Origin of the sequence: uncultured Selenomonas sp., from assembly GCA_905372355.1 — a bacterium.
GTDB lineage: Bacteria > Bacillota > Negativicutes > Selenomonadales > Selenomonadaceae > Selenomonas.
Genome location: CAJPOT010000029.1, coordinates 1 through 7,323, shown reverse-complemented (window position 1 = coordinate 7,323; position 7,323 = coordinate 1). Strand labels below are relative to the sequence as shown.

At 63.5% G+C, this 7,323-nt stretch carries 5 protein-coding genes and 1 pseudogene; all 6 read left to right on the top strand.

Translation table 11 applies throughout. From position 1 onward, the window contains the following. Positions 1-212: hypothetical protein (locus QZ177_RS10220; RefSeq protein WP_366461954.1), on the top strand; the 212-nt coding region annotated here is incomplete at its 5' end. A gap of 43 nt (positions 213-255) precedes the next feature. Beyond that, a complete protein-coding gene (locus tag QZ177_RS10215) occupies positions 256-903 on the top strand; it encodes a VWA domain-containing protein (protein WP_294177358.1) in 648 nt (215 codons plus the stop codon). Positions 904-945: 42 nt separating this feature from the next. Beyond that, entirely contained in the window at positions 946-2,466 is a 1,521-nt protein-coding gene (locus QZ177_RS10210; protein WP_294177360.1) for a protein phosphatase 2C domain-containing protein, read from the top strand. Then, positions 2,459-3,919 (top strand): serine/threonine-protein kinase, encoded by a 1,461-nt coding sequence (locus QZ177_RS10205; RefSeq protein WP_294177356.1) that lies wholly within the window; start codon positions 2,459-2,461, stop codon positions 3,917-3,919. The genes QZ177_RS10210 and QZ177_RS10205 overlap by 8 nt, the downstream gene beginning before the upstream one ends. Before the next feature lie 82 nt (positions 3,920-4,001). Beyond that, positions 4,002-6,638 (top strand): calcium-translocating P-type ATPase, PMCA-type, encoded by a 2,637-nt coding sequence (locus QZ177_RS10200; RefSeq protein WP_294177354.1) that lies wholly within the window; start codon positions 4,002-4,004, stop codon positions 6,636-6,638. A gap of 62 nt (positions 6,639-6,700) precedes the next feature. Next, positions 6,701-7,246, top strand: a pseudogene (locus tag QZ177_RS10195) (TerD family protein); the annotation flags it as partial. Positions 7,247-7,323: the final 77 nt, after the last annotated feature.

Genomic DNA, 7,323 nt, shown 5'->3' with positions numbered 1-7,323 from the left:
AGGATGGCATGGAGCGTGGAATGCAGCAGGGAATGCAACAGGGGATGCAGCAGGGGATGCAGCAGGGAATGCAGCAGGGAATGCAGCAAGCCCTTGCCTCCTCCATTCGTAATCTGATGAAGAGCATGAATCTCTCCGTGGAAAAGGCGATGGAGGCGTTGCAGATTCCAGCGGCAGAGCGTGCAAAGTATGCGGCGCTTGTCCGAGGGTAAGCGAATGTTTGGAGTAACAAATGATTCTTTAGGAGGGATTTTTATGGCGGACAATGGACGCAGACTTCCGGTGTATCTTCTTCTGGATTGTTCCGGATCGATGGCGGGGGAACCGATTGAGGCGGTGCGGCAGGGGATCAAGGCGCTTCTCTCGGAACTTCGAGGCGACCCACAGGCACTTGAGACGGCGTATCTGTCGGTCATCACCTTCGCGAGCCGCGTGCAGCAGACGACGAAGCTGACGGAGCTGATGCTCTTCAAGGAGCCGCGCCTTGAGGCGGAGGGCTGCACGCTCATGGGCGGCGCGCTGAAGCTGCTCGCCGAATGCGTGCAGACGGAGGTGCGCAAGAATACGGAGACGCAGAAGGGCGACTGGCGGCCGCTCGTGTTCCTGCTGACGGACGGCAGCCCGACGGATGTAGAGGATTTCCGCACGGCAGCGGCCGAGGTGAAGGAACTGAAGCTGGGCAACATCATCGCCTGTGCGGCGGGCGCGGATGCCGACACGAGCTATTTGAAGCAGGTGACGGACAATGTTCTGATGATGAACAATCTGTCCTCCGGTGATATGGCGAAGTTCTTCGCATGGGTGTCCGGCTCGATCAAGATGTCCTCGAAGAGTCTGGACGCGAAACCCGGCGCGCCGATCGAGCTGCCGCCTCCGCCGCAGGGCTTCACGGTCGTTCCCTGACGGGATGTGCTGCGGACATAGGAAGGGGGCAGCGAGGTCTTGATGGACACGCAGGAAACGCAGAAGGAGCCCGTCGCGGCGCAGACGAAGCCGTGGACGGATCTTTCGGATGCAGTGAAAACCGAAACGGCAGAACCGTCGGCAGATATCCCCGCCGTACAGGAAACGGCAGAGGAAGACGCGGCTGCGGAGATGTCGGCAGCGGAGACTGCCGCAGCACCGCCGCCGCAGGAAGCGGCGACACCACCGGAAACGGAGGAACACGTCGCAGAAGTGCCGACGGACGGCTCTGCCGCAGCGGAATCGGCAGTAGCGGAAACGGCCGCAGAGCCGCCCGGTGCGGAGGAGGCAGCGCCCCTCAGCGATGAGGAGGTGCTGGCACATACGGCGGCGCTTTGGGAGTATCATCCTGTCCCCGCAGATGAGCCGGATGCCGCGCCGGAATATCGTTCCGCAGCGATGCAGATCGGTGCAGCGGAGATGATCGCGGCGCGCGTGCGCGGCAAGAAGCACAAGCACGACGGCTCGAACTGCGACGACTGGTTTGCCGCCGTCCACGCAGAGGACATCGCCATTCTTGCCGTCTCCGACGGCGCGGGCTCGAAGCGTCTCTCGCGCGTCGGCGCACATGCGGCGTCCGAGGCAGCCGTCGGCGCGGTTTATGCCGGTCTGCAGAGACTCCTGACGGCGCACGCGGAGCTGCGTGCCGCCTGCGCCCTGCCGATGGAGGAGGCGGCGTTCGGGGATGCGTGCGCGCAGCTTGCCGGCATCCTGCACGAGGGCGTGTGCGCCGCGCGCGTCGCTGTCGAGTCGGCGTTCTATGAGCGCTGTGGCAGGGCGGCTTACAGAGACCTCCTCGGCAGGGATCCCGTCCTTGCGGATTTTGCGGCGACACTCCTCGTGACGCTTGCCGTGCCCGTTCCGGAGCGCACGGAACTGCTCGTCCTCTCCTGCCAGATCGGGGATGGCATGACCGCCGCCGTGAACACGCACGCGGCATATGGCAGCGCGGTGAAGCTCCTCGGCAGACCCGACAGCGGCGACTATGTGGGCGAGACGGATTTTCTCACGAGCGACGGCATGACGGACAGCGCCGCACTGCAGAACAGGACGCTCGTCTCGCGCGGGGCGTACGATCTCCTGCTCACGATGACGGACGGCGTGGCGGACGACTATTTCAATGAACAGGAGCTGCACCGCCTGTACCTCGACCTGGCGCTGAACGGCATTCTCCCCGCAGCATCGGAGCAGACGATGTTCACGCGGGCGGAGGCCTGCCTCCTGCGCAGTCTGCCGAAGCCGACGGCGTTCCCGTGGGTCAACGACAAGACGGAGCAGGTCGCGTTGCAGTCCGCACAGCGTTGCTGCACCGGTGCGGGCTGCACGGCGGAAACGCTCTGGCAAAGCGCGCATGTGCTCCCCCTTGCCGCCGCAGATACGACGCTCGCGCGCGTTTCTGCGCCCGCGCAGCGCCTTGAGATCTGGCTGGACAACTACATGGCGCGCGGCTCGTTCGACGATCGGACGCTTGTGCTGCTCTCCATGGGTGCGGCGCATGTCTAGGCGTGCCGAGGCCGTCCTCAAGGACGGCAGGAGGCTCCCCTACATCATCACGGACAATCCGCCGCAGGGCGGGATGAAATACACCTACTTCGCGCCGGACCGATCCTATGTCGTGCAGTTCTTCCACGATCCCGACGTGGTCGATGCGGCACTGCACGACCGCCTCACGGCGATCATCGGCCGCTACAATCCGACGCTCTCGGAGGAGGAGGGCGGTGCGCGCGGCAATACGCAGGAGGCGGCGGCGTACTTTTCGGAGCTGTTCTGTTGGCCGGTGGCAGTTGTTACTGACCCGGAGTTCGGCATTGTCTGCCCCACCTATCCGAAGAAGTTTTTCTTCGGCGCGGGCGCGTCGTCTGCGCTCGACATTGCGGGCAAGGACAAGAAGGGGAACTGGTTCACGGGGCGTGTGCGTCGGTATCTTGCACCGCAGGAACTTGGAAATTTTCAGACGATGCTGCGCCTGTCCATCTCGCTTGCGCGCGCCGTGCGCCGCATGCATCAGGCGGGGCTGGCACACTCTGACCTCTCGTGCAACAATGTCCTCATCGACCCTGTGAGCGGCAGCTGCGTTGTCATCGACATCGACTCGCTCGTCGTGCCGGGGCTGTATCCGCCCGAGGTGGCGGGGACAAGGGGCTATATCGCGCCCGAGGTGCTCGCCGCGCTGGATCTCCCCCCGGGCGATGCGCGCCGTGCCGCGCCGGGGCTTTTGACCGATCTCTTCGCTCTGCCCGTACTGCTCTATCAGTATCTCCTGAAGCGTCACCCGCTTGAGGGCCCGAAGAACTACGATCTGCCCGCCGAGGAGGCGGATTTCCTGATCTACGGGCCAAAGGCACTCTTTGCCGAACACCCGACCGACCACAGCAATCGTCCTGCCGATCTGCGCGTGACGATCCGCGATCTCGGTCCATATCTCGAAAAGCTTTTCCTGCGCGCCTTTGTGGACGGGCTGCACGACCCGGAGGCACGCCCCTCGGCGCTCGAGTGGGAAAAGGCGCTCGTGCGGACGTGGGATCTCCTGCAGCCGTGTGCGGCGGACTGCAAGGAGAAGTTCTTCGTCCTGCACGACACGGCGCATCCGTGCTGCCCCTTCTGCGGTACGTCCGTCCCCGATCGCCGCGTCCTGCACCTCACGCGTATGCGCCGCGTGCGCGGCAAGGCGGGGCAGTGGATCGCGGCGGGGACGCTGAACGTCTACGATGGGCTGCCGCTCTTCTCGTGGCATTTCTCCGACCACGTATTCCCCGATGAAAAGGCGCAGGACCGCACGGTGCAGGCATATCTCTCGCGGAAAAACGGTACGTGGCATCTCGTGAACAGCGCGATGGATACGCTGTGCAGCGGCACGGGGGAACGGATTCTGCGCGGCAGTGCGCTGCCCCTTGCGCCCGGCACGCTCTTCGGCACATGGACCGAGGATACAGGCGTGCTTTGGACGTGCGAATGAGGGCTTGACCGCACGGAATTTCATGGTACAATGAAAAGGCTTTTGAAGAAAATCAGAAAAAAGAGACAAAAGGAGAACGCGTATGAAGATTCAAGGCCTGTCAGAGGAGGCAGTGCGCGCCGCGCGTGAGCAGTACGGCACGAACGCGCTCACGGAGCAGACGAGCGAGGGGTTCTGGGAGAAGCTCAAGGGGAATTTCAACGATCCCATCATCAAGATCCTCTGCGTCGCGCTCGGCATCAACGTGATCTTTGCCTTCATGGGGCAGGTCGCGTGGTACGAGTCCGTGGGCATCGCACTCGCGGTCATCCTCGCCACATCCGTTGCGACGTACTCCGAATACCAGAACGAGAACGCCTTTCAGAAATTGCAGGAGGAGGCCTCGCTCATCAAATGCAAGGTCTACCGCAGCGGCGTGCTGACGGAGATCCCCATTGACGAGATCGTCATGGGCGACTACGTCCTTCTGCAGACGGGCGACAAGATCCCGGCGGACGGCGTCATCTGCGAGGGAACGATCCAAGTCGACCAATCCGTTCTGAACGGGGAGGCGAAGGAGGCGACCAAGACCCCTGCGGCGGAGGGCGATACGGAGGCGGAGCAGAGTGCAGACTTCCTCCATCCGCACAAGGCGTTCCGCGGCTCTGTCGTCTGCGACGGAAATGCCGTGATGCGGACGACGACGCTCGGCGACAAGACCTTCTACGGGCAGATCGCGGGCGAGCTGCAGGGGGATGACGACCGCGACACGCCGCTCAAGCTCAAGCTCTCGACGCTCGCGGGGCAGATCAGCAATTTCGGCTACATCGGCGGCGTCGCGATCGCGATTGCCTTTATGTTCCAGCGCCTCGTGATCCACAACGGCTTCGAGATGGCGCGCATCATGGCATACTGCTCGAACTGGCTGGTCGTCGTCAACGACCTCGTGGAGGCGGTCATGCTCGCCGTCATCATCATCGTGGTCGCCGTGCCCGAGGGGCTGCCGCTGATGATCGCGATTGTCTCAGCGCAGAACATGGGCAAGATGCTGAAGGACAACGTCCTCGTTCGCAAGATCTCGGGGATTGAGACGGCGGGCAGCCTGAACATCCTCTTCAGTGACAAGACGGGCACGATCACGAAGGGGCAGCTTGAGGCGGTCGCCTTCATTGACGGCACGGGCAGGGAGTATGCTGCCTATACGGAGCTGGGCGCGGGGCTGCAGAACCTTGTCAATCTGAGCGTGCGCTACAATACGAGCGCCGTCATCAACGGCGCTCAGGCGGTCGGCGGCAATGAGACGGAGCGCGCGATCTTCGGCTTCGTCGCGGGCGCCAGCACGGAGATGGACGCGACGGTCCGTCAGACGGTGCCCTTCAACAGCAAGAATAAATACTCCCTGACCGAGGTCACGGGCACATACGATGTGACGCTCGCCAAGGGCGCGCCGGAAAAGCTCCTCGCGCTCTGCGATGCCTACTACGATGAGAGCGGCAGGAAGAAGCCGCTGACGGATACCGCGCCGATCACGGCGACGATCGACCGCCTTGCCGCGCGTGCCATCCGCGTTCTGGCGCTCGCCGTCTACGAGGGGGCGATTCCCGCAGGCGGGACGCTGCCGACGGGCGGGCTTGTCTTCGTCGGCGCGGTCGGGATCCGCGACGAGGTGCGCCCCGAGTCCGTCGAGGCGATCGCGCGCGTGCACAGCGCGGGCGTGCAGGTCGTCATGATCACGGGCGACCGGCAGGATACGGCGACGGCGATTGCGCGCGAGGCAAAGCTCCTCGAACGCCCCGACGATGTCGTCATGACCTCGGACGAGCTGGCAACGCTCAGCGACGAGGAGGTCAAGGCGCTCCTGCCGCGTCTGCGCGTCGTGGCGCGCGCCCTGCCGACGGACAAGAGCCGCCTCGTGCGCCTCGCGCAGGAGATGAACCTCGTCGTCGGCATGACGGGCGACGGCGTGAACGACTCGCCCGCGCTGCGGCGTGCCGATGTCGGCTTCGCGATGGGCGGCGGCACGGAGGTCGCGAAGGAGGCGAGCGAGATCGTCATCCTCGACGACAACTTCAAGTCGATCGGCCGCGCCATCCTCTATGGCCGCACGATCTACAACAGCATCCGCAAGTTCATCATCTTCCAGCTGACGATCAACGTCGCCGCCGTCCTCATCTCCTTTGCCTCGCCGCTGCTCGGCATGGAGAACCCGCTGTCCATCACGCAGTTCCTCTGGATCAACCTCGTCATGGATACGCTGGCGGCACTCGCCTTTGGCGGTGAGCCGGCACTGCGCCGCTATATGGATGAGAAACCGAAACGGCGCGATGAGAACATCATCAGCCGCTATATGGTGTCCTCGATCGGTGTCGGTTCACTCTGGTGCTTCGGCACGAGCCTCTTCTTCCTCATGAGCGGCACGGCACACAGCTATTTCCGCCCCGATGCCGACAATCTCTATCTCCTGACGGGCTACTTCGCCTTCTTCATCTTTATGGCGGTATTCAACGCGTTCAACGCGCGTACGGATGAAAAGAATCTCTTCGACAATATTTCTGAGAACAAGGGCTTTTTGCGCGTGATGGGTCTCATCGTCGTCGTGCAGGTGCTCATGATCTACTTTGGCGGCGTGATCCTGCGCTGCTACGGCCTGACGCTGACGGAGTGGGGCTTCGTGCTCGCCCTCGCGTTCACCATCGTGCCGGTCGATCTCGTCCGCAAGGCGATCGTCGGTAAAGGTTAATTTGGAAGCGCTGATAAGATGATTTATCGGCGCTTTCGTTGTATATGGAACGGAGGATTTGTATGGAGCGCATCCACAAGGGACAGAAAACAGACCTCACCAAGAAGTGGCCGAATCTTCGCCGCGTGCGTGTCGGCATGGGATGGCAGACGGGCGCAGCCCCCGAGGTCGATACCGCCGTCTTCCTGCTTGGCGCAGACGGCAGAGCGGCGGGCGATGAGGACTTCGTATTCTACGGGAATCCGCGCCATCGGACGGGCGCGGTCGAGCATCGGGACGGCACTGCGGGCGGCGATCGGCAGGAGGTGGAGGTCGATCTTGCCGCCCTGCCGGCGGAGATTCAGAAACTCGCGTTCACAGCGACGATCTACGAGGCGGAGCAGAGGCGGCAGAACTTCGGGCAGGTCGCGGGCGCGTACATTCGCCTCGTCGATGCGGAAAGCGGCACGGAGCTGCTGCACTATGAGCTGGGCAGCGATTTCTCCGTGGAGACGGCGATCGTCGTCGGGGAGATCTACCGCTACAAGGGGGACTGGAAGTTCAATGCCGTCGGCGCGGGCTTTCGTGGAGGACTCGCCGCACTCTGCGGGAACTTCGGCATCGAGGTGAGCGCGGGAGAGGGCGCGGCTGCTCCGCCGCATCCCGTACCGCCGCGCCCCGCGCCCGTGCCGACACCTGCGCCCCC

What these genes read in the sequence shown, in the direction of transcription:
- QZ177_RS10205 (WP_294177356.1), top strand. Translation starts at nt 2,459, where the DNA reads ATGTCTAGGCGTGCCGAGGCCGTCCTCAAGGACGGCAGGAGGCTCCCC.
- QZ177_RS10215 (WP_294177358.1), top strand. Translation starts at nt 256, where the DNA reads ATGGCGGACAATGGACGCAGACTTCCGGTGTATCTTCTTCTGGATTGT.
- QZ177_RS10200 (WP_294177354.1), top strand. Translation starts at nt 4,002, where the DNA reads ATGAAGATTCAAGGCCTGTCAGAGGAGGCAGTGCGCGCCGCGCGTGAG.
- QZ177_RS10210 (WP_294177360.1), top strand. Translation starts at nt 946, where the DNA reads ATGGACACGCAGGAAACGCAGAAGGAGCCCGTCGCGGCGCAGACGAAG.